At 72.8% G+C, this 20,876-nt stretch carries 21 protein-coding genes and 1 pseudogene; 10 read left to right on the forward strand and 12 right to left on the reverse strand.

What is annotated here, in order from left to right; all coding sequences use genetic code 11:
- Positions 1 to 85: 85 nt before the first annotated feature.
- Complete coding sequence (locus KHC27_RS10405; protein ID WP_213338648.1) at positions 86 to 505, forward strand: Ros/MucR family transcriptional regulator; 420 nt, start codon at positions 86 to 88, stop codon at positions 503 to 505.
- A gap of 123 nt (positions 506 to 628) precedes the next feature.
- On the opposite strand, the gene KHC27_RS10410 is transcribed toward KHC27_RS10405, so the two are convergent.
- Positions 629 to 874: a hypothetical protein gene (locus KHC27_RS10410; protein ID WP_213338650.1), complete on the reverse strand. Its 246-nt coding sequence runs from the start codon at positions 872 to 874 to the stop codon at positions 629 to 631.
- 298 nt (positions 875 to 1,172) lie between these two features.
- Here KHC27_RS10410 and KHC27_RS10415 point away from each other — a divergent pair, with 298 nt between their 5' ends.
- Positions 1,173 to 1,769 carry a DUF6456 domain-containing protein gene (locus tag KHC27_RS10415; protein ID WP_213338652.1) on the forward strand — a complete coding sequence of 199 codons (597 nt, stop codon included), beginning with the start codon at positions 1,173 to 1,175 and terminating at the stop codon, positions 1,767 to 1,769.
- Positions 1,770 to 1,845: 76 nt separating this feature from the next.
- Here the strand turns inward: KHC27_RS10415 and KHC27_RS10420 are convergent, their stop codons facing one another.
- Together KHC27_RS10420 and KHC27_RS10425 are read right to left on the reverse strand one after the other, a co-directional pair.
- Positions 1,846 to 2,271 carry a SufE family protein gene (locus KHC27_RS10420; protein ID WP_213338654.1) on the reverse strand — a complete coding sequence of 142 codons (426 nt, stop codon included), beginning with the start codon at positions 2,269 to 2,271 and terminating at the stop codon, positions 1,846 to 1,848.
- A gap of 135 nt (positions 2,272 to 2,406) precedes the next feature.
- Positions 2,407 to 2,973: a DUF5330 domain-containing protein gene (locus KHC27_RS10425; protein WP_213338656.1), complete on the reverse strand. Its 567-nt coding sequence runs from the start codon at positions 2,971 to 2,973 to the stop codon at positions 2,407 to 2,409.
- 303 nt (positions 2,974 to 3,276) lie between these two features.
- Between KHC27_RS10425 and KHC27_RS21890 the strand changes: the two genes are divergently transcribed.
- From KHC27_RS21890 to KHC27_RS10440, 3 genes are read left to right on the forward strand one after another with little or no spacing between them, the layout of a single operon-like run.
- On the forward strand, positions 3,277 to 5,067 hold the full coding sequence (locus KHC27_RS21890; protein WP_213338658.1) for a PAS domain-containing sensor histidine kinase: 1,791 nt from the start codon (positions 3,277 to 3,279) through the stop codon (positions 5,065 to 5,067).
- A 7-nt stretch (positions 5,068 to 5,074) separates the two neighbouring features.
- Positions 5,075 to 5,758 (forward strand): peptidoglycan-binding domain-containing protein, encoded by a 684-nt coding sequence (locus KHC27_RS10435; RefSeq protein WP_213338659.1) that lies wholly within the window; start codon positions 5,075 to 5,077, stop codon positions 5,756 to 5,758.
- Positions 5,759 to 5,765: 7 nt separating this feature from the next.
- A complete protein-coding gene (locus KHC27_RS10440) occupies positions 5,766 to 6,104 on the forward strand; it encodes a DUF1491 family protein (protein WP_213338661.1) in 339 nt (112 codons plus the stop codon).
- Here KHC27_RS10440 and KHC27_RS10445 read toward each other — a convergent pair whose 3' ends face one another.
- Complete coding sequence (locus KHC27_RS10445) at positions 6,105 to 7,151, reverse strand: hypothetical protein (RefSeq protein WP_213338664.1); 1,047 nt, start codon at positions 7,149 to 7,151, stop codon at positions 6,105 to 6,107.
- A gap of 129 nt (positions 7,152 to 7,280) precedes the next feature.
- Between KHC27_RS10445 and KHC27_RS10450 the strand changes: the two genes are divergently transcribed.
- Entirely contained in the window at positions 7,281 to 7,487 is a 207-nt protein-coding gene (locus tag KHC27_RS10450) for a hypothetical protein (protein WP_213338666.1), read from the forward strand.
- Between the two features lie 145 nt (positions 7,488 to 7,632).
- On the opposite strand, the gene KHC27_RS10455 is transcribed toward KHC27_RS10450, so the two are convergent.
- From KHC27_RS10455 to KHC27_RS10465, 3 genes are read right to left on the reverse strand one after another with little or no spacing between them, the layout of a single operon-like run.
- The gene (locus KHC27_RS10455; RefSeq protein WP_213339015.1) at positions 7,633 to 8,181 is read right to left on the reverse strand and encodes a DUF1254 domain-containing protein; all 549 of its coding nucleotides are present in this window, start codon (positions 8,179 to 8,181) and stop codon (positions 7,633 to 7,635) included.
- Positions 8,182 to 8,231: 50 nt separating this feature from the next.
- The gene (locus tag KHC27_RS10460; RefSeq protein WP_213338668.1) at positions 8,232 to 8,807 is read right to left on the reverse strand and encodes a DUF1214 domain-containing protein; all 576 of its coding nucleotides are present in this window, start codon (positions 8,805 to 8,807) and stop codon (positions 8,232 to 8,234) included.
- A gap of 36 nt (positions 8,808 to 8,843) precedes the next feature.
- Complete coding sequence (locus KHC27_RS10465) at positions 8,844 to 11,048, reverse strand: transglycosylase domain-containing protein (protein ID WP_343210886.1); 2,205 nt, start codon at positions 11,046 to 11,048, stop codon at positions 8,844 to 8,846.
- Between the two features lie 237 nt (positions 11,049 to 11,285).
- Here KHC27_RS10465 and KHC27_RS10470 point away from each other — a divergent pair, with 237 nt between their 5' ends.
- Both KHC27_RS10470 and KHC27_RS10475 read left to right on the forward strand, forming a co-directional pair.
- Positions 11,286 to 11,831 (forward strand): YcgN family cysteine cluster protein, encoded by a 546-nt coding sequence (locus KHC27_RS10470; RefSeq protein ID WP_213339016.1) that lies wholly within the window; start codon positions 11,286 to 11,288, stop codon positions 11,829 to 11,831.
- Positions 11,832 to 11,933: 102 nt separating this feature from the next.
- Positions 11,934 to 12,191, forward strand: coding sequence for a PepSY domain-containing protein (locus KHC27_RS10475; RefSeq protein ID WP_213338674.1), 258 nt, complete (start codon positions 11,934 to 11,936; stop codon positions 12,189 to 12,191).
- 32 nt (positions 12,192 to 12,223) lie between these two features.
- Here the strand turns inward: KHC27_RS10475 and KHC27_RS10480 are convergent, their stop codons facing one another.
- Complete coding sequence (locus KHC27_RS10480) at positions 12,224 to 13,084, reverse strand: DMT family transporter (protein WP_213338678.1); 861 nt, start codon at positions 13,082 to 13,084, stop codon at positions 12,224 to 12,226.
- Between the two features lie 340 nt (positions 13,085 to 13,424).
- Between KHC27_RS10480 and KHC27_RS10485 the strand changes: the two genes are divergently transcribed.
- Positions 13,425 to 14,792, forward strand: coding sequence for an aminotransferase-like domain-containing protein (locus KHC27_RS10485; protein ID WP_213338681.1), 1,368 nt, complete (start codon positions 13,425 to 13,427; stop codon positions 14,790 to 14,792).
- 51 nt (positions 14,793 to 14,843) lie between these two features.
- Here the strand turns inward: KHC27_RS10485 and KHC27_RS10490 are convergent, their stop codons facing one another.
- Together KHC27_RS10490 and KHC27_RS10495 are read right to left on the reverse strand one after the other, a co-directional pair.
- Positions 14,844 to 15,977 carry an alpha-hydroxy acid oxidase gene (locus KHC27_RS10490; RefSeq protein WP_213338684.1) on the reverse strand — a complete coding sequence of 378 codons (1,134 nt, stop codon included), beginning with the start codon at positions 15,975 to 15,977 and terminating at the stop codon, positions 14,844 to 14,846.
- Positions 15,978 to 16,155: 178 nt separating this feature from the next.
- Complete coding sequence (locus KHC27_RS10495; protein ID WP_213338685.1) at positions 16,156 to 17,835, reverse strand: L-lactate permease; 1,680 nt, start codon at positions 17,833 to 17,835, stop codon at positions 16,156 to 16,158.
- A 233-nt stretch (positions 17,836 to 18,068) separates the two neighbouring features.
- Here KHC27_RS10495 and KHC27_RS10500 point away from each other — a divergent pair, with 233 nt between their 5' ends.
- Complete coding sequence (locus KHC27_RS10500; protein WP_213338686.1) at positions 18,069 to 18,833, forward strand: FadR/GntR family transcriptional regulator; 765 nt, start codon at positions 18,069 to 18,071, stop codon at positions 18,831 to 18,833.
- A 25-nt stretch (positions 18,834 to 18,858) separates the two neighbouring features.
- Here KHC27_RS10500 and dcd read toward each other — a convergent pair whose 3' ends face one another.
- Both dcd and KHC27_RS10510 read right to left on the reverse strand, forming a co-directional pair.
- On the reverse strand, positions 18,859 to 19,416 hold the full coding sequence (gene dcd, locus KHC27_RS10505; RefSeq protein ID WP_213338688.1) for a dCTP deaminase: 558 nt from the start codon (positions 19,414 to 19,416) through the stop codon (positions 18,859 to 18,861).
- A gap of 144 nt (positions 19,417 to 19,560) precedes the next feature.
- Positions 19,561 to 20,744 (reverse strand): annotated as a pseudogene (locus tag KHC27_RS10510) (aminotransferase class V-fold PLP-dependent enzyme).
- Positions 20,745 to 20,876: the final 132 nt, after the last annotated feature.

Below are 20,876 nucleotides of genomic sequence, written 5' to 3' on the forward strand. Positions count from 1 at the left end.
AATTGATGGTCGAATGTCAATGGGTGGGAATTTTGTTGCACCCCTGTCAAGTCACGCGGTCACCACGCACGCTGAAGATCGGACCATGAGCGACTCCGCAGAAAACGAAAGCTATATCGAACTCGCGGCAGACATTGTCTCTGCCTATGTGAGCAGGAATTCTGTGGCGGCGAACGACCTGCCGGCCCTGCTTGCCGACGTGCATGGCGCCCTTGCCCGGCTCAGCCGGGGCGAGGCCGAGCCGGAGCCCGAGCCGCTGAAGCCGGCGGTGCCGCCGAAGAAGTCGGTGTCGCCCGAGTTCATCGTCTGCCTCGAGGACGGCAAGAAGTTCAAGTCGCTGAAGCGGCACCTGCGCACGCAGTACAACATGACGCCGGAAGAATACCGCGAGAAGTGGGGCCTGCCGGCGGATTACCCCATGGTGGCGCCGAACTACGCCGCCGCCCGCTCGGCGCTGGCCAAGCAGATGGGCCTCGGCCAGCAGCGCCGCCGCACGGGGCGCTGAGGCCGCCTTTCGCGGTGTGGCCGTGGCCCGGCCGCGCCCGCGACGCCGGCTTTCTCCAGAATGATGCACGGCCGCCGCGCCACCGGGCGCGGCGGCCGTCGTCGTTTCGGGCTCCTCGCGCCCTCACGGCATGTCGCGCAGCAGCCGCCGCAGCGCGGCATGGCGCACGGCGTCGTAGCCGGCGCCGGTGAGCGCCGCCCGCCGCTCCTCCCGCAGCAGCCGCGCCAGCGCCGTGCGGCGGTCCTCCGGCGTGCTGCCGATGAAGGGCTTCAGCGTCTCCATCCGCGCCGCGACGAGGGTGGCCGGGTCATGGGCGCGGCAGGCCCGCAGGCGACCTCGGCAATGGACGGGAACCGTGAGGGGCGGCATGACGACTCCAGGATGATAGGATCAACAGAGATGAAAATCCTATAATCCATGGCCTCTTGTCCAGAGCTCTTGTCGGACTTCATGCTGGTACTCGGTTTCTCCGAGGTTCGATGAAGGGAATGGTTCGTTGGGGACAAGGAGTGGAAGGGGGCAATGGGATTGAACTAAGTGTTTAATCCTATTAAAAGGACTGATAGCCTGTTGCTGTCCGCCCGTCCCGACGCGGTGCCGGCGCGGAGCCGGCTCTGGCCGCGGGGTCGGGGCCGCCGCCCGTGCACCTCTCACCCGGAGTCCTTCCATGCCGTCTGCCCGCGCCTCCGCCTCCCGCCCCGCGCCGCCGCCCGAGCCGGCGGTGAGGACCGATGCCGCCGAGAGCCCGCTCGCCTGGCTGGCGCGCCGGCGGGGCCGGGACGGGCGCCCGCTCATCGAGCCGCACCAGTTCCTCGCCGGGGAAAGGCTGCGGGCGGATTTCACCCGCGGCCAGATGATGCCGCGCGTGACCGCCGACTGGAGCGGGACCGGCGGCACCCGCGGCGCCCGAGCCGCGCCCGGCGCGCTGGACCCCGGCGAGAGCGTGGTCGCCGCCCGCCAGCGCGTCACCCACGCCATGAAGGCGGTGGGGCCGGAATTCGCCGGGGTGCTGCTGGATGTGTGCTGCTTCCTGAAGGGGCTGGAGACGGTCGAGCAGGAGCATGGCTGGCCCGCCCGGGCCGGCAAGGTGGTGCTGACGCTGGCGCTGGAGCGGCTCGCCCGGCATTACGGGCTGCAGGCGCGGGCGGTGGGGCCGGTCAGCCGTGGCATCACCGGCTGGAGCGCGCCGGCCGGGCCGGAGCCGTCGGGCGCGGCGGAGCATCTGGGCGCGGCGGGCGAGACCGGCGCGGCATCGGGAATCTAGCGCCGAGGTCGCCCGGGTGCGCGCGGCGCGGTGGCGTTGGGGCGTCGCGGCTGGTCGCGTGACCGGCCCGGGCGCGTCAGCCCGGGACGCCGGCCTGCGCCCGCCGGGCGTCGGCGCGGATGCGCTCCACCATCGAGCGCAGCCCGTTGGAGCGCTGCGGCGTCAGGTGGTCGCGCAGCCCGATCCGCTCGAAGGTCGCGCCGGGGTCGATGGCGAGGATCTCCCCCGCCGTGCGGCCGGAATAGAGCGCGAGCAGGATGGCGACGAGGCCGCGCACGATGTGCGCGTCGGAATCGCCCTCGAAGCTCAGCCGGCCGCTCTCGTCCGCGGTGGGGTGGCTCACCAGCCAGACCTGGCTGGCGCAGCCCTGCACCTTGGTCGCCTCGGTGCGCAGCGCCTCCGGGAAGGGCGGCAGCCGGCGGCCGAGCTCGATGAGGTAGCGGTAGCGGTCGTCCCAGCTGTCCAGCAGCTCGAAATCCTCGATGATCGTGTCGATCGACATGCGCACCTCGACGGCGGCCGGCGGCGCGGCACGCCCGAAAGCAGGAAGGGTCGGTGCGGATATAGGGCGTTGCGCGCCCACGGCGCAACGCCGCGCCGCGGCGAGGGTGGGCGGCCGCGCTCGGGCCGGCCGCGTTCAGGCTGGCCGTTTGGGCGGGCGCGGCGGGGCGAGGTGGTCCCCCGACGCCGCACCGGGCGCCGGGCTGGGCGGCGTGGCGGAGGCGGCGCCGGGCGTCACCGCGGGGGCGGCGGCGGGAAGCGTGGCCGGGCGGGGCTCGCCCCGCCAGGCCGGGCCGAGATCGTCATGGGTCAGCGTGCCCTCGGTCGAACCGTCGGCCGCGCGCTCGGCCGCCTTGCGCTTCTCGCTGGCGATCTGGCTGGTGACGTAGTCGAACACCCGGCGGGCGCCTTCGCCCGCGCGCTCGCTCACCAGCTCCAGCAGCTGGCCGCCGACCTCGCAGGCCCGGGGCTGGCGGGCGCAGAAGCCGGTGGCGTCCGACACCGCGGCGCTGGCGAGGCTGAGGGCGTCGAGGCTGTCCACCTGCGCGGCGGCGAGGCCGGAGGGTGCCGCGCCCGTGCCGGCGGCGGAGGCCGGGGTGGCGGGGGTTACACCGGCATGGGGCCGCGGCCCGGAATCGGGCAGCGCCGGCAGCAGCATCAGCACCACCGTCAGCCAGAATGCGGTTCGCAGAAGGAACAGCATGACGCCTGCCTCGTCGTTGCGATCGACACCTGTTTCGATGCCTTGGCAATGAAGATAGCCGCAACGGGTTGCTTATCCGGTTGCGCGATCCGCCAAATTCGGCCGGTTTGGGAAACGCCGCCTTAACCCTGCGGCGCCCGCCGGGACTCCGCAGGCTTGCGCGGGGCTGTCGTCCCGCCGCGGGGAGCTTGCGCCGGGCTTGCGCCGGGGGGCTGCCGGGCCTGCGCGTTAAGGGTTCGCTTAACGCGCCGTGTCACCATGGCGGGAATGAGGGCGGTGCGTCGTGGCGCCGCCGGAGCCGGTATGGGACCCTTGATCGCCGCGCTGGACACCTTCCTGGACGGGCTCGTGCACCCCTCGGTGCGGGGGCACGCGCTGCTTGCCGCCCGGCACCGGGGCTTCATCGCCTCGCGGCTGGCGGGCGGGGTGTGCGCGCTCGCGGCGGTGCCGATGTTCCTCGGTGTCAATGGCGCGCCGGGACCGGTGGAGCTGGTCGCCTTCGCCTGGCTGCTCGCGCCGATCGCCATCGCGCTGTCGCTGTCGCGCAGCGGCAATCTGGAGCGCGCCCACCTGCTTTCGGCGCTGACCGTGGCCGGCCTCGTCGCCGCGATCGGCTGGGTCAGCGGCGGGCTCGATTCCTTCGTGCTGCCCTGGCTGCTGGTGGTGCCGCTGGAGGCCGCGCTCACCGGTTCGCGCCGGGTTGTCGCCGCCGCGGCGCTGATGGCGGCGGCGGTGGGCACGGTGCTGTTCGCCGCCTCCACGGCCGGGGTGCCGCCGCTCGGCGAGATCGCGACGCTGGACATGCAGGCGCTGCGCTTCCTCAGCTTTCTGGCGGCGGTGGCCTATGCGGCGGCGCTGGCGGCCGGCGCCACCCACATCGCCGTCACCGGCGAGCGTCTCAGCCGCCTGCACGAGGCCCGCTACGACCTGCTGGCCCAGAACATGAGCGACCTGCTGACCCGGCACAGCCCCGCCGGCGCGGTGGAGTTCGCCTCCCCGGCGGCGCAGGCGCTGCTCGGCGGCGCGCCGGAGACGCTGGTCGGCGAGGGCCTGTTCGAGCGGGTCCACGTCGCCGACCGCCCCGCCTACCGCACCGCCCTGTCGGAGGCCGCCTGCCGCGGCACCGGCGCCGCCGAGTTCCGGGTGCGGCGCGGCCCGCCCGGCGCGGCAGGCGGCTTCATCTGGGTGGAGATGCGGGCACGGCTGATCGACGCCGATGCCGGCGGCGCCGGCCCCGGCGTGGTGGCGGTGATGCGCGACGTCTCCGAGCGCAAGCGCAACGAGCTGGCGCTGGCCGGCGCGCGGGAGACCGCGGAGCGGGCCGACCTCGCCAAGACCCGCTTCCTCGCGGCGATGAGCCACGAGCTGCGCACGCCGCTCAACGCCATTATCGGCTTTTCCGAGGTGCTGGCGAGCGGCGAGGAAAGCCGGGTGCCGGCGGAGCGCCGCGCCGAATACGCTCGCCTGATCCACGACAGCGGCCAGCATCTGCTGGGGGTGGTGAACGGCATTCTCGACCTCTCGCGCATCGAGAGCGGGCTCGCCGACCTGCAGATCGAGAGCTTCGATCCCCGCCCGCTGGCCGAGGGCTGCCGCTCCATGATGGCGCTGAAGGCCGAGGAGAAGGGCCTGCGCCTCGCCGCCGACCTCGCCGCCGCCCCGGCGGCGGTGCGGCTCGACCGCCGGGCGCTCAAGCAGATTCTGCTCAACCTCATCGCCAACGCCATCAAGTTCACCCCACCGGGCGGCGAGGTGGCGCTGAAGGCCGAGGCCGCGCCGGGCGAGCTGGTGCTCTGCGTCGCCGATACCGGCATCGGCATCGCCGAGGCGGATATGGGCCGGCTCGGCCAGCCCTTCTTCCAGGCCCGCGCCACGGGCGGGCAGGAGGGCACCGGGCTCGGCCTTTCCGTGGTAAAGGGGCTGGCGGCGCTGCTGGGCGGCCGGGTGGAGATCGAGAGCCGGCTGGGCGCCGGCACCACCGTGCGGGTGCGCCTGCCGATGGAGGCCACCTTGCCCGAACCGAAGCCGGCGCCGAGCCTTGCCCGCCTGCCGCTGCGTCCCGCCGCCCCGAAATCCCCCCGCTTGAGCGCGTGAGTCCGCCATGCCCCGAGCTTTGGTCGCCGAGCTTTCCGAGGATGACATCGAGTTCCAGCGCAGCCGGGGCGGCTCGCTGGGCGGCCTGCTGCCGACGCGGCGTTCCGATGCGTTCGTGACCGCGCTGCTGCTGGCGGGGGCGGGCGCTGTCCTGTTCAACGCGCTGGCGATGCAGACCGGCACCCGGCCGGGCACGTTGCCGCGCACCGTGGCGGCCCCGCCGGCCGCCGCCCCGGCGCCGCTGCCTGCCGCTGCTCCCGCCGCCGCCCGCTCCCCGCTGCCGGAGGACCCGGCCGAGCCGGCCGCGCCGGCCGCGCCGGCGGCGACGCCGCTGCCGCCCAGCAAGCCGCCGGCCCCGCCCAAGCCCAAGCCGGCCGCGGCCGCGCCGGCGGCCGGGGCGCCCCAGTCGCCCGCCGCGCCGGCGCCGGCCGGGCCGACCGCCGCCCTCACCTCCGGCGCTGCGGCGATGCGCCCGCCGGCCAATGTCGCGGTGACGCCGCGGGTGATGGAGGTGCAGAAGGCGCTCGCCAAGCTCGGCTACGGCCCGCTGCGCATCGACGGCCAGACCGGGGCGATGACCGACGAGGCGATCAAGCGCTTCGAGCGCGACCGCCGCCTGCCGATCACCGGGCAGGTCAGCGACCGGCTGGTGCGCGAGCTGAACGCGGTCGGTGGCTTCTCCATCCAGTAGGCGCGCCATGCGGCTGAAAAGCGGAATCTGGGTGTCGGCGCTGATCCGGCGCGCCAACGGCGCCGGGGCCTTCGCCATGATGCGCCGGCGCGGCGCCGAGGACGCCGGTGCGATCTTCGTCAAGGTGACGCAGCCGGACGGTACCGCCGCCCTCTACGGTCCCGCTCTGGCCTCGCTGGAGGCGGAGCCGGGCGAACGCCGCTTCGAGGCGCTGCTGCCGCCCGGCACCCCGGAAGCCGAGATCGAGGCCCGCATGGCCCGCGAGGCCGGCTATGATTCCGACCTCTGGCTCATCGAGATCGAGGACCGCGAGGGCCGCTCCTTCCTCGATCTGGCCGGGGGCTGATCAGCCGAGCCGGCGCGTCCGCTCCGCCGCCGGGGTGGTGTCGGCCGCCCGCCGGGGCTCGCCGAAGCCGCGCATCGAGGGTGCCGTGGACGGCGCCTCGGCGGCGGGGCGGGCCCGGCGGGACTCCCGCCAGGTGGCGGCGATGTGCTGGGCGTGGCCGTCCGGCAGGGTCTCGTGCAGTTCCGCCAGCGCCCGCACCCGCTCGGCGGAGGGCACGAGCTGCGGGTGCAGCAGGAAGACCAGCCGCGAGGCCAGCTCGAACGGCAGGCCGAGGGCGCGGGCGGCCACCACCAGCGCCTCGCCGGTGCGGTCGGCGGCGATCTCCTGCGCCACCGGGCGCGGCGCCCGCAGGGCGAGGGAGAGCAGCGTCGTCACCTCCTCGGCGCGGCCCTCGTCGAGCGACTGGCGCAGCCGCTCCAGCAGGGCCGAGCCCAGATGCGGCACCCGCTCGGTCATCGGCAGCGGCGGCAGCCGCACCAGATGGTCGAGGATCGCGGCGCGCTCGGCGGGGCCGGCGGCGAGATAGCGGGCCGGGCGTGGCGGCTCGGCCTCGGCCGCCGGGGCGTGCAGCCGGGCCGGCTCGGTGCCCGCCTCGCTGCGGGCCTGGTGCAGCGTTTCGGCGAGGTGCCGCGCCAGCGAGGCCGGCACGTCGCGCCGCGCCGCGATGGCGGCGGCGATGGCGGCGGCATGGGCCGGCGAGCCGCTTTCCGCGAGCGCGCGCAGATGGGACTCGCCCAGCACCGGGGAAAGGCGCAGCATGGGCTCGGAAATCTCGATCGGGGCGCGGGCGAGGGCGAGCGCCACCTCCTGCGGCAGGTCGCGGCGCGGGGCGAGCACGGCCACCGCTTCGGCAAGGCTCGCGGCGTCGGCCGCCGGGACCAGCCGCAGCATCAGCCGGGCGAAGCGCTCCCGGCCGGCGGCATCGCGCGGGGCTTCCTCGACGAAGCGCCGGGCGAGCAGGCGCAGCAGCGCGGGGCGGGTGTCCTGTCCGGCGTCGCGGGCCGCGCGCAGGGCGGTCCACCGGGCTGAGGGAGAGGTGTGGGGCATGTTCGACCAGGGTTGGCGCCGCCGGCGGACGGCGTCACGAAAGCTACCGGGGGAACGTTAGCAACGGATTAACCATGTCGGGCGCCCAATGGAGATGGTCCCGACAGGACCGAAGGACGGAGGACGGATATGGGTTCCGTAGTGCCGCTTTCTTCCTATCGCCGTCCCGGCCTGCGCAAGGCGGGGGCATCGGGACCGGCTGGCCGGCAGGCCGAAATCGTGATCCTGCCCGTGGTGCGGGTCGCCCGGCCGGAGCCGCCGCCGCGGTCCGCCCTGCCCGCCGCCCCGGTGCCGGCCGCCCCGGTGCCGGCCGAGCCCGGCCTCCGGCCCAGCTAGAGCCCGCGCCGATTGGCCATCGCAGGCCGCCGGAGGCGCGTTTCCGGTTCCATGTCGGGACGGGTTCGCCGTTCCGCTGTCGGGGAGCCGGCCGGATCAGGCCCGAGCCTACCGCCGGACCGAGGCGCCATGGCCGTGGCCGGCCTCAGTTCGCCAGCGGCGCGCAGCGCGCATCCCCCAGCCGCCGCCGCACCTCCTCGCGCGCCGAGGGCGTGCCGACCAGCGCGCGCATCAGCACGATGCCCTCGTCGGTGGGCGACTCCACGATCAGCCGGTCGGCGGCGGTGACCTCGTCATTTTCCGGCAGCGCGGCCTTCTGCCGTGCGTTCATCAGGTCGAGTTCGATGACCTCGCGGCCGGCGGCGCGGTCGTTGATGGCGTAGAAGGCGAGGCCGTGGCGGGTGTAGAACGACACCGAGGTGTAGTCCTGGGTCGGCGGCAGCGTGAGCTTCAGCGGCCCGTCCGACAGGTCGTAGAGGCAGACCGCGGTGACGAAGGCGGGGTCGCTGGCCGGCAGCACCGCGCCGGCCGGGGAGGGGTCGTCCATCGGCGCCACCGTGTTCACCGTGGCGATGGCCGACAGCCGGGCGAAGGCGTCCCGCTCGGCGAGGAAGGGCATGCTGAGCACCGAGACGAGATGCACCAGCCCGCCCAGCACCAGCCCCACCGCGACGGTGATGACAAGGCGGGCGATGCGCGAGCGCGGCGGCTCGGCGAGGCGGGTGCGGCGGCGCAGCGGCATTCTCACGGGCAGCGCTCCGTGACGATGGCGGGCATGTCCGGCGGATCGTCGTTGCGGTTGGCGATGCCGACCGGGGTGTCGTAGAGCCGCAGCGCGAGGGCCAGCCGGTCGCTGCCGGCGGTGGGCAGCCAGTTGCCCGGCCGCGCCTGCGGGCTGAGCACGATGTCGAGCGTGCCGTCGCCGTTCCACACCGCCTCCGCGCTGGTGAAGCCGTGGCGGTCGGCGGCATTGGCGATCAGTCGGCCCCGGGTGTCGGTGGCGGTCAGCGTCCAGTAGCGCGCCTGCGGCAGCCGGCCGTGAAGGCGGATGTCGCAGCGCGGATCGAGCGGGCGGCCGGCGTCGTCCGTGGCGGCGACGAAGGCGAGCCCGTCCGCCAGTTCGAGCGGCAGGGTGCCGAGCCGGGTCAGCGCCGCGCGCGAATAGGGGTCGGCGTCGGCGGTGCCGGATTTCGGCCAGGCCCGCCACGCCCCGGCATGGACCACCCCCGGACCATAGCCGTTCGCGGTCGTCAGCCAGGTGAGGCCGAGGCCGACGACGGCGCCGATGGCGAGGCTGGCGATGAGATGGGAACTGCGCACGGCGGGCTCGGGCTGCGGACGGAGGAGGGATCGGCGCTAATAGGCGGGTGCGGGGGCGGGCGGGCCGGCGCCCGCCTCCAGCGCCGCCGGGTCGACCGAGGCGGTGGGCTGCGGCCCGCCGGGCAGCGGGGTGCGGGCGGCCTCCTGCATGGCGCTCTCGATGTGCAGCAGGCGCTCGGCGGTGCGCGGCGACAGGGTGATGGGCCGCTTGACGCCCTCGATGGCGAGCGGAGTCGCCTCGGCCACCGCGCCGTCCAGCTTCGGCACCGGCAGGCCCTCCAGGCTCGGCGGCGGCTTGAGGTCGATGCCCTGATGGGCGAAGGCCATGACCTTCTGCCACGTCATCGCCGGCAGCGAGCCGCCGGTCATCTTCTTGGTGGAGGTGTAGTCGTCATTGCCGAACCAGATCGCGCCGACATAATTGCCGGTGAAGCCGACGAACCACGCGTCGCGATAGGCATTGGTGGTGCCGGTCTTGCCCGCCACCTTCACGCCCGGCAGCATCGCCCGGCGGCCGGTGCCGTTCTCCACCACGCTGTTCAGCATCGGCACGATTTCCGCGATGATGTCGTGGGGGATGACGCGGTGGGGCTTGGGCCCGTCGCGGTCGAAGCTCCACACCGGCTCGCCCGCCGGGGTGCGCATCTCCACCACGGCGTGGGGGTCCACCGACATGCCGTCATTGGCGAACACGGCATAGCCGGTCGCCTGATCCAGCACCGTCACCTCGGCGGCGCCGAGCGGCAGGGCGCGGGTGATCTTCAGCTCGCTCTTCACCCCCATGGCGTGGGCGAGATCGACGATGCGCCCGCGCCCGATCGCCTCCGCCAGCTTCACCGCCACCGTGTTCAGCGAGCGGGTGAGCGCGGTGATCAGCGGGATGCGCCCGGCATAGGAGCGGCCGTAATTCTGCGGGCACCAGTTGCCGATGCAGATGGGCCCGTCCACCACCATGGTGTCGGGGGTGTATTTCCCGGTCATCAGCGCGGCGGTGTAGACATAGGGCTTGAAGGACGAGCCGGGCTGGCGCAGCGCGTCGGTGGCGCGGTTGAACTGGCTCTCGCCATAGTCGGTGCCGCCCACCATGGCGCGGAGCGCGCCGTTCGGCTCCAGCACCACCATAGCGGACTGGGTGGCGCCGTAATCCTTGCCGAACTGGCGGATGCTGTCGCGGATGGCGGTGTCGGCGGCCTTCTGGATGTTGGGGTCGAGCGCGGTGCGCACCATGAAGGAGCGTTCGGCATAGGTCTTGGGCAGGGTGTCGACGATGGCCTTCACCTGGTTGAAGGCGAAGTCGAGATAATATTCCGGCACGTCGTCCTGCTTGCGGTCGACCGGGGTGGCGGGGTTGCGGCGGGCGCCGAACACCTGGCCTTCGGTCATGAAGCCGGCATCGACCAGATTGTCCAGCACCACGCTGGCGCGCCCGCGCGCCGCCGGCAGGTTGACGTGGGGGGCGTATTTGGAGGGGGCCTTGAACAGGCCCGCCAGCATCGCCGCTTCCGCGAGGCTGACGTCGCGCACCGACTTGCCGAAGTAATACTGCGCCGCGGCGTCCACCCCGAAGGTGCCGCCGCCCATATAGGCGCGGTCGAGATAGAGCTTCAGGATCTGGTTCTTGGTGAGGTGGAACTCCAGCCAGAGCGCCAGGAAGGCTTCCTTGATCTTGCGTTCCAGCGTGCGCTCGTTGGAGAGGAACAGGTTCTTGGCGAGCTGCTGGGTGAGCGAGGAGCCGCCCTGCACCACGCCGCCGGCCCGCGCATTCGACACCACGGCGCGCAGCGTGCCGGCGATGTCGATGCCGAAATGCTCGTAGAAGCGGCGGTCCTCGGTGGCGAGCACGGCCTTGATGAGGTGGTCGGGAAACTCGTCCAGCGGCACGGTGTCGTTGTGGCGGATGCCGCGTTCGCCGATCACGTTGCCGTAGCGGTCCTGGAAGACCACGGAAAGCTCGGCCCGCTTCAGCCAGTCGGCCGAGGTCTCGTGGAAGGCGGGCAGGGCGAGCGCCAGCATCAGCACCGCGCCGACCGTGCCCCAGGTGGTGAGTTCCGAGGCGAGGCTCGCCCCCCAGCGCGCCGGGCCCTGCAGGTTGAAGCGCTCGGTGAAGGCGGCGTAGCTCTCGATCGCCCCGCGCAGCCGCGAGCCGGAGGAGAAGATCGCGCTGTCGATCCACGAATCGATCGCGAGCAGGATCTGCCGGAAGCGGCGCCAGCCGCCGGCGCGGGCGCGGGGCTCCGGCACGCGCGCGGGCGCGGGGCTCCGGCCCGGGGGGGCCGCTGCATCCGGGGGCGCAGCTTCATCCTGCGGACGCTCGTTCACGCCGTCGTCTCCCTGCCGCCACCCGCGCCCTTATAGCGAAGCGGCGGCGGCGGCGCGAGACCCGCGCGGCGGGCGCCCCGCGCGCGTTCCGCCGGCACGGGCGGTTCCTTGCGCGCCGCCGGGCTCGCCATCGGGGTCGGTCGCCGCTATCTAGGGGCGATGACGCAGCACGACCCGATGCCCTTCTGGAAGACCAAGCCGCTCGAGGAGATGGATTCCGCCGAGTGGGAGAGCCTGTGCGACGGCTGCGGCCGCTGCTGCCTCGTCAAGCTGCAGGACGAGGACAGCGACGCCATCGCCTACACCGACATCGGCTGCAAGCTGCTGAACGACTTCACCTGCGCCTGCCGCGACTACCCCAACCGGCAGGCCCATGTGCCGGACTGCGTGCGGCTGACGCCGGAGGTGGTGCGCTCCATCGGCTGGCTGCCGCCTTCCTGCGCCTATCGCCTCGTCGCCGAGGGGCGGGACCTCTACTGGTGGCATCACCTCGTCTCCGGCGACCGCGAGAGCGTGCACGCCGCCGGCGTCTCGGTGCGCGGCCGGGTCGCGGCGATGGAGGACGAGCTGCCGATGGCGGATTATCTCGACCACATGGTGCGCTGGCCGCTGCGCCTGCCCAAGGGCGCGGTGCGCGCGGTGCGCCCCGCCGCCGATCCTGCCGCCGCCCCCGCCCGGCCGCGGGGCCGCGCCACCGGCCGCTAGAGGCGGAGAGGGCACGGGCGGCGGCCTGTCCGCCGTTGCCGCGGGGTCGTGATGGTCATAATATACCGCATTGCCGATGAAGCGGCTTCGGGAGCGATGACCATGCGTGTTGCGCTGATATGTGCCGCTCTCGCCCTGTCGACCGCGCCGGCCCTCGCCGATGACGACCGCCCGGTCACCGATGCGGAACGCGCGAAGCTGGACGAGGCGATGAAGGCCCAGAACTGCGACGGCGGACGCTGGACCTATGACGATGACGGCCATTTCGACATCGACGACGCCCGCTGCGCGGACGGGAAGGTCTACGACCTGACATTCTCGCCGGAGTATCGCCTGCTGAAGAAGGAGCTGGAGGACTGACGGAGAGGGGCACGGCTCCGCACCCCGGCCCTTCAGGCGAAGCGTTTCGCCCCGGCGACGCAGAGCACCACCAGCCCCGCCGCCGCGACCATGCTCCACGCCACCGGCTCGCCGAGCAGCAGCGCCGCCAGCGCCAGCCCGAAGAAGGGCTGCAGGAGCTGGAGCTGGCCGACCCCGGCAATGCCGCCCAGCGCGAGGCCGCGATACCAGAACACGAAGCCGACCAGCATGCTGAACACCGAGACATAGCCGAGGCCGAGCCAGGCCGGCAGGCCGATCGGGCCGGCCGCCGGCGGCAGGGTGGCGAGCGCCAGCACCGTCATCACCGGCAGCGCCAGCACCAGCGCCCAGGAGATCACCTGCCAGCCGCCGAGCCGGCGGGAGAGCCGGGCGCCTTCCGCATAGCCGTAGCCGCAGAGCAGGATCGCCGCCACCATCAGCGCGTCGCCGGCCGGCGAGGCGCTGCCGCCGCGGCCGAGGGCGAAGCCGGCGACGCAGGCGGCCCCGGCGGCCGAGAACAGCCAGAAGGCGGGCCGTGGCCGCTCGCCGCCGCGCAGGACGCCGAACAGCGCGGTGGCCAGCGGCAGCGTGCCGATGAACACCACCGAATGCGCCGCCGTGATCTGCCGTAGCGCCAGCGCCGTGAGCGGGGGAAAGCCGACCACCACCCCCAGCGCGACCGCCGCCAGCGACGGCAGGTCGGCCCGGGACGGCCGCTTCTGCCGGAGCGCCAGCAGCAGCGCCGCCCCGAGCAGCCCGGCGATGACCGCCCGCGCCGAGGTGAGGAACACCGGGCTGAAGCCGCCCACCGCGACGCGGGTCGCCGGCAGCGAGCCGCTGAAGATGATGACGCCGAGCAGCCCGCTGCCCCACCCTTCCGCTCCGTGCCGCATGCCGTGCCTCCCGCCGCCGGCCCGCGGGGCCAGCCTGTGGCGCGGCGTGTAGCGCGGGCGGGGTGGCGGAAACAGTGATGCTCCCCTACGGTGGAGCCGAACAGTGGGTATCACAGGAGCCATACAGTTGCCCGCCCCACCCGAGGCCCTTGCGGCTCATGACAGCCGGCAGGGTTCAACCACGCACGGGCCGATGCCGCGCGAGCCCGCCACGCCGGTCCCGGCTGCCGCACCGGATGTTGCGCAGCGGCCCCGGCCGGCGGCTGCGGGGGCGGGCGGCGTCCCCTCCCGGGCCTTGCCCGCCGGAGCTGGCAGCGCGGCGCCGCGCACCGGGGCGGTGATGGCCGAGATTCGCCGCCGCATCGCCAGCCGCGCCCTCACCGTCGGCGAGAAGCTGCCCTCCATCCGCCGCTTCGCCGGTCTGATGGGGGTGTCGCCCTCGACCGTGGTGGAGGCTTATGACCGGCTGGTCGCCGAAGGGCTGATCCGCGCGCGGCCGGGCTCCGGCTTCTTCGTTGCGGGGACGGTGGCGGCGCCGCCGCCGGTGGAGGCCCCGCCGCCCGACCGGGAGGTCGACCCGTTCTGGGTCTCGCGGCAGTCGCTCGATTCCGCCCCCGGCATGCTGCGTCCCGGTTGCGGCTGGTTGCCCGCCGACTGGATGCCGACGGCGGCGATCCGCCGGGCGCTGCGCGGCCTGGGTCGGACGGGCGATGCCGTGCTGACGGACTATGGCGCCAGCCGCGGCGCGCCGGCGCTGCGCCGGCTGCTGGTGCGGCAGTTCGCCGGCGAGGGCCTCGACGTCGCGCCCGACCAGGTCCTGCTCACCGCCTCCGGCACCCAGGCCTTCGACCTCGTCTGCCGGCTCCTGCTGCAGCCCGGCGATGCCGTGCTGGTGGATGATCCCTGCTATTTCAATTATCTCGCGGTGCTGCGGGCGAACCGGGCGCGCATCGTCAGCGTGCCCCATACGCCGGCCGGCCCCGACCTTTCGCGTTTCGCCGAGGCGCTGGCGACCCACCGGCCGCGGCTCTACGTCACCAACGCCGCGCTGCATAACCCCACCGGAGCCACGCTCTCCCCCCACACCGCGCACCGGCTGCTCATGCTGGCGGCGGCGCACGACCTCACCGTGGTGGAGGACGAGATCTTCGCCGATTTCGAGCCGGAACCCTCGCCGAGGCTGGCGGCGCTGGACGGGCTGGCGCGGGTGGTGCGGATCGGCAGCTTCTCCAAGACGCTCTCGGCGTCGATCCGCTGCGGCTACATCGCCGCCCGGCCGGACCTGATCGAGCCGCTGGTCGACCTGCAGGTGGCCACCCATTTCGGCGGGCCGGGCCCGCTCGCCGCCGAGATCGTGCTGGCGACCCTGAGCGACGGCAGCTACCGCAAGCACCTCGCCGGGCTGCGCAGCCGGCTCGCCCGCCGCCGCCGCGAAGTCGCCGGGGCGCTCGCCGGCCTCGGCGTGCGGCCATGGATCGAGCCGCGCGGCGGCTTCTATCTCTGGTGTCACCTGCCGGAGGCGCGCGACGCGGCTGCGGTGGCGCAGGCGGCGCTGCGGCAGGGGGTGGTGCTGGCGCCCGGCAACGCCTTCAGCCTCGCCCGCAGCGCGGCGGCGATGATGCGCTTCAACGTGGCGCAGACCGGCCCGCAGGCCCTCGCCGTACTGGCGCAGGCGCTGGCCGCTCCCGATCCCGGCCCGGCGGGCTGACCCGCCGGGCGGCGGCGTTTCAGCCGCCGGCCCGGGTCGGCGCTGTGCGGCTCAGCCGAGCACCGAGCGGTCGATGTCCTTCACGTCCCGTGTGCCGGTGAGGGCCATCGAGACGTCGAGCTCCTTGCGCATGATGTCGATGGCCTTGGCCACGCCGGCCTGCCCGCCCGCCGCCAGCGACCACAGGAAGGCCTTGCCCATCAGGCAGCCCTTCGCGCCGAAGGCCAGCGCCTTCATGATGTCCTGCCCGGAGGTCACGCCGCCGTCGAACAGGATTTCGGTGCGGTCGCCGATCGCCTCGACCACCTTGGGCAATGCCGAAATGGAGGCGCGGGCGCCGTCGAGCTGGCGGCCGCCATGATTCGACACCACCACCGCGTCGCAGCCGGTGGCCGCGGCGATCCTGGCGTCCTCGACGTCGAGAATGCCCTTGAGGATGAGCTTGCCCGGCCAGATCGAGCGGATCCACTCCACATCCTTCCAGCTCAGCGAGGGGTCGAACTGCCCGGCGATCCACTGCGACAGCGTGGTGAGGCTGTCGCCGCCCGGCACCCGCTCGGCGAGGTTGCCGAAGGAGTGGCGCTTGCCCATCAGCACTTTGGCCGCCCAGACCGGCTTGGTGGCGATGTCGATGGCGTTGGCGAGGGTGAGCTTCGGCGGCACCGAGAGGCCGTTCTTGATGTCCATGTGGCGCTGGCCCTGTATCTGCAGGTCCAGCGTCAGCACCAGCGCCGAGCATTTCGCCGCCTTGGCCCGCTCCACCAGCGAGGCGGAGAAACCGCGGTCGCGCATGACGTAGAGCTGGAACCAGAATGGCTTCGACACCGCCCCGGCCACGTCCTCGATCGAGCAGATCGACATGGTGGAGAGGGTGAAGGGAATGCCGGCGGCGTGGGCGGCACGGCAGCCGTGGATTTCGCCGTCGCCATGGAACAGGCCGGTAAGGCCGGTCGGTGCGATGGCGAGCGGCATGGACACCGGCTCGCCCACCATGGTGGTGGCCAGCGAGCGGTTGGAGACGTCGATCATCACCCGCTGGCGCAGCGGGATGGCGGCGAGCTCGGCCTTGTTGGCCTTCAGCGTCGCCTCGTCATAGGAGCCGCGGTCGGCGTAGTGGAAGATGGCGCGCGGCACCTTGCGCTGCGCGATGGCGCGCAGATCCTGGATGTTGGTCACGGTGCGCATGCGGGCCTGTCCTCCTGCCGTGCTGCTGGCGCGGCGGGGGCCGCGCGGGTTTTCGGCGAGGCCGGGGCCTCGTGCGGGATAAGGCAGGGCGTTGCCCCACCTGTGGAAACGGAGGCCCGTGGGCCTCCCCCGTCGTCGGGTCGTCGTCCCCGGTGCGGCCGTCGCCGGCCGCCGCCGCTCAGTGGATCACGAGCGCGGTGAAGGGCGGCACGTGGGCCTGCAGCGTCACGAGCAGGCCCACCATGACCGCGAGGGCAATGGAGTGGAAGAACACGTAGCGCAGGATCGTGCCTTCGCTGTTCTGCCATCCCGTCGCGGTGGAGGCCACAACGATCGACTGCGCGTCGATCATCTTGCCCATGACGCCGCCGGAGGAATTCGCCGCCGACATCAGCAGCGGGGAGAGTCCGAGCTGCTGCGCGGTGATCTTCTGCAGGCCGCCGAACAGCACGTTGGACGCGGTGTCCGAGCCGGTGAGCGCCACGCCGAGCCAGCCGAGCAGCGTGCCGAACAGCGGGTAGAACGGCCCGGTGGTGGCGAAGGCGAGGCCGAGCGTGGCATCGAGCCCGGAGAACCGGGTGAGGAAGCCCAGCGCCAGCATGATGGCGATGGTGGCGAGCGAGAAGCGCACCCGCCAGAAGGTGCGGCCATAGATCTGCACCAGCCGCAGCGGCGAGAAGCCCATGGCGAGGCCCGCGACGATCGCCGCGACGAAGATGCCCGAGCCGGTCATGGACAGCCAGTTGAAGGTGAACACCGCCGGTTCGGCATGGGCCTCCGCCACCACCGGCGGCATCTTGTAGACGAGGTTGTGCAGGCCCTCGATCGGCACCTTCACGATATGGATGCCGTCCAGCGACGCCTTGATGTAGGGAATGCCGCACAGGAACACGAACACCGTGAGGATGCCCCAGGGCAGCCAGGCCCGGATCACCGCGCCCCGCTCGGGAGCGGCGCCGCCGATGTCGATCCCCCCGGTGGTCGAGCGCCCCTCCGAGCCGTCGCCGCCGGCGCGGCCCTTCAGCGCGGTGGAGGTCCACACCGTCTTCGGTTTCCACACCCGCAGGAAGCCGACCAGGCAGAGCATCGAGATCAGCGCGGCCACCACGTCGACCAGCCAGGGGCCGTGATAGTTCGACACCAGGAACTGCGGGACCGCGAAGGAGACGCCGCATACCAGGATCGCCGGCCAGATCTGGATCATGCCGCGGAAGCCGGCGAACGCCCAGATCAGCCAGAACGGCACGATCAGCGAGAAGAACGGCAATTGCCGCCCGATCATCGCCGAGAGATCGAGCAGGTCGAGCCCGGTCACGGCGGACAGCGCGATGACCGGCGTTCCCAGCGCGCCATAGGCGACCGGCGCGGTGTTGGCGATCAGCGACAGGCCGGAGGCGGCGAGCGGGGAGAAGCCCAGCCCGATCAGCAGCGCCGCCGTCACCGCCACCGGCGTGCCGAAGCCCGCCGCGCCCTCGAAGAAGGCGCCGAAGGAGAAGGCGATCAGCAGGAGCTGCAGCCGGCGGTCGCTGGTGATGCCGGCGATCGAGCGCTGCAGCACCTGGAACGAGCCGTTGGCCTCGGTGAGCTGGTGCAGGAAGATGATGTTGAGCACGATCCAGCCGATCGGCATCAGGCCGTAGGCGGCGCCCAGGCCGGCGGCGAGCCCGGCCTTCTGCGCCGGCATGCCGAACACCATCACCGCGACGACGAAGGCGGCGACGAGGCCGGAGAAGGCGGCGACATGCGCCCTCATGTGCAGAAAGCCGAGCCCGACCAGCATGATGACGATCGGGATGGCGGCAAAGAGCGTCGACAGCGCGAGGCTGCCGAACGGGTCGTAGACCTGGTTCCAGTTCACTGGCGTATCTCCCCCGGGGTGCGAGCGCGGAGTTGGACCTCCGTCTTCGTGTCTCGTGGGCGCGCAGGCCGTGTGCTGCCGCCGGGCCGCTCCGTGGTCTGCGCCAACGGTAACGGGCCTGTGAGTGGTAAGGTTTGTTTACCAAAGGTGTCAATCGGTCAGCGTCTTATTCCTTGGTTGAACCCGGCCCCCCGCTGGCGCATAAATCGCGCGATTACCAGCCGGGAGCCGCCATGATCGAGCCGCTGCGGACGCGAAAGCTCGCCGAGACCATTGCCGAGCATATCGAGCGCATGATCCTCGAAGGCGTCTTGCGCCCGGGCGAGAAGCTGGCCAGCGAACGCGACCTCGCCGAGCGGCTGGAGGTCTCCCGCCCTTCGCTGCGCGATGCCCTGCAACTGCTTGAAAACCGAGGGCTTCTTGTCACCGGGCGGGAGGGCGCGCGGGTGACGCAGTTTCTCGCCCCGCTCACCGATCCGCTGGCCGGGCTGCTGCAGTCCAGCGAGCGGGTGACGGGCGACTATTTCGAGTTCCGGGCGGCGGTGGAGGCGGCGGCGGTGGTGGCGGCGGCGGAGCGGGCCACCGGGCCGGAGCGGGAGGCGATCGCGCGCTGCCTCGAGGCGATGGAGGCCGCCCATGCCGCCGAGGACGCGACCCAGGAGGCGGAAGCCGATATCGAGCTGCACCGGCTGGTCTACGAGGCCTCCCACAACCTCGTCATCCTGCACGTGATGCGGGCCTTTTCCGAGATGCTGCGGCGGGACATTTTCTTCAACCGTATCAAGCTCTTCTCGCAGCCCGACTTTCGCGCGGCGCTGCTGGCGCAGCACCAGGCGTTCGGCCGCGCGGTGATTGCCGGGGAGCCGGAGGCGGCGGAGCGGGCGATCCTCGAACACATGCGCTACACCGGCGCGGCGGTCGAGGCGTCGCGGCGCGACGAGGCGCGGATCGGGCTGGCGGTGCGCCGGCTGAGCCGCTCGACCCTCATCGCCGGCTGAGCCCTAACGTCTTGATCGCAAAAGATTACCCCGCCGCCCGCTGGCCGGCGAACTGGCCGCGATAGGCGTTCTGCGGCACGCCCAGGGTCTGCTCCAGAATGAGCTGGCACACCTTCATGCCCGCCCGCAGCCGGATCGGCCGGGGGCCGAGATTGATGATCTCGAGCTGGATGCGCCCGGTGGAGCCGGCGTGGATGGTGGGTGCGGTGAGGTGGACGATGAGGCCGATCCGGGCGAGCGAGCTCTTGCCCTCCACCCGCGCCGCCAGCCGGGCGAGCGGCTGGAGGTCGACCCGCTCGCTGGTCCACCCCAGCACCAGCCGGCCGGGGGCGAGCACGAAGCCCTCCGGCCCGATCTCGATGTCGTCGGCCATCGAGGCGATCGCGTCGCGGAAATTGTAGCCGGGCCGGGCCGGGTCGATCACCGGGTCCTCGCCGGGGGCGGGGTCGCGGTAGAGCGTCATGCGGGCATCGAGCGTGAGGTCCACCCCGTTCGGGGCATAGGCCTCGTCGGGCGGCGGCGGCGTGATGCTGAGCTGGCCTTCCGCCAGGGCGTCGCGAATGTCGCGATCGGTCAGGATCAAGGGGGTCGGGCTCCTTCGTCGGCCCTTCTTGGTAGCATGCCGCGCGGACGGCGGCGAGCGGGGCGCGCGGGCCCCGCCGCGGCGGGACGCCGCCGCAGGGGGCGCGGCAGCAAGGCGGACGGCGCATTGCCCGGGCCGAGAGGCTTACGGCACCAGCGCGGCCACGACCGACACGAGGCGATCGATGTCGTCTTCGGTGTTGTAGTAGTGCGGCGAGGCCCGCACGAGCGGAGGCAGGCCGCGGGCCTCGGCGTCCAGACGCGTGCTGGAGGGGGCGGAGACGCTGACATTGATGCCGGCGAGGGCGAGCGTCTCCTGCACGCCGGCCGCCTCCCGGTTCCTGACCGAGAAGGTCACGATGGCCGCGGGATCGCGTCCGAGGTCGTGGACCGTGACGCCGGCGGCCTTCAGGCCGTCGCGCAGTCGCGCAGTCGCGCCGACAGCGCGCGGCAGCGCGCCTCGATCCGGTCGAGACCGATGTCCAGCGCATAGTCCACCGCACGGCCGAGGCCGAGGCGGGTCGCGTAGCTGTTCTCCCAGGTCTCGAAGCGTCGCGCGTCGGGACGCAGCTCGTAGCGGTCCGCGGCGACCCAGGGCGCCGCGAAATGGTCGAGCATCGGCGGCTCAAGGCGGCGCAGCAGGTCCCGCCGAACGTAGAGGAAGCCGGTGCCGCGCGGTCCGCGCAGGAACTTGCGGCCCGTCGCGGTCAGCACGTCGCATCGAAGGTCATCGACGCGCGTCGGCATCTGGCCGACCGCCTGGCAGGCATCGAGCAGATAGGTCACGCCGTGGCGGCGCGCGATCTCTCCGACCGCAGCGGCGGGGTTGCGGAGGCCGCCATTCGTCGGCACCCAGGTGATGGCGATCAGCCGGACGCGGCCGTCGATCATGCGTTCGAGAGCCTCGGGGTCGAGCATGCCGTCGCCATCGTCGGGAACGACCTCGATCACCGCCCCGGTCCGCCGGGCGACCTGAAGGAAGGCGACGTAGTTCGCGGCATATTCCGCCCGCGCCGTCAGGATCCGGTCCCCCGGCTGGAAGGCCATGGCGTAGAAGGCGAGCTGCCACGCGACCGTCGCGTTCTCGGTGAGCGCAATCTCGTCGCGCCCGGCCCCGAGCAGCCGCGCCACGCTGTCATAGACGCCGTCGAGCCGGGGAGCCGCCTCGCCGGCCGCCTCGTACCCCCCGATCTCGGCTTCGCGGCGCAGGTGGCCGACCACGGCATCGAGCACGGGCTGCGGCATCAACCCGGCGCCGGCATTGTTGAGGTGGACGCGGTGAGCGACGCCGGGCGTCTCGGACCGGAACTGTGCGACATCGAACGCCATGTCTTTCGCCTGCCTCTCCACCACGCCGGCCGCCGCCGAACGGGGCGCCGATGCCTAGCATATTCAAGGGGCAGGGGACGGCGTAATGCCGGCTGGAGGCGGCGGTGGGCCGGAGGCCGTCCCGCCCTCGGG

Origin of the sequence: Ancylobacter lacus (genome assembly GCF_018390635.1) — a bacterium.
GTDB lineage: Bacteria > Pseudomonadota > Alphaproteobacteria > Rhizobiales > Xanthobacteraceae > Ancylobacter > Ancylobacter lacus.